The organism is Corallococcus sp. AB049A (genome assembly GCF_003668885.1).
Lineage (GTDB): Bacteria > Myxococcota > Myxococcia > Myxococcales > Myxococcaceae > Corallococcus > Corallococcus interemptor.
Genome location: NZ_RAWL01001414.1, coordinates 1 through 393 on the forward strand (window position 1 = coordinate 1; position 393 = coordinate 393).

The 393-nt window shown below is 69.2% G+C and carries 1 protein-coding gene; it reads left to right on the plus strand.

Features of this window, described 5'->3' with window-relative positions:
* Positions 1-373 (plus strand): helix-turn-helix domain-containing protein (locus D7X55_RS47350; protein WP_158626519.1); only part of this gene is annotated, 373 nt, incomplete at its 5' end.
* Positions 374-393 lie beyond the last annotated feature (20 nt).

A 393-nucleotide genomic window follows, 5' to 3' on the forward strand; every position in this document is an offset into this window, starting at 1 on the left:
CTGCGAGCTGGCTGAAATCAGCTACGAGCGCCTGCATCAGCTGTTCCTCGGCCCGCTGTCGGCCGACGCCCCGCGCCTGCTGTACGCGCTGGGCCAGCAGATCTCCAAGCGCCTGCTCGACACCAGCCGCAAGGCCAGCCGCCTGGCATTCCTGGACGTTACCGACCGGATCGTGCGCACCCTGCACGACCTGGCGCAGGAACCGGAGGCGATGAGCCATCCGCAGGGCAGCCAGCTGCGCGTCTCCCGCCAGGAGCTGGCACGCCTGGTCGGCTGCTCGCGGGAAATGGCCGGCCGCGTGCTGAAGAAGCTGCAGACCGACGGCCTGCTGCATGCCCGTGGCAAGACCGTGGTGCTGTACGGCACCCGTTGACCGTTGAGCACCCGGTGGGT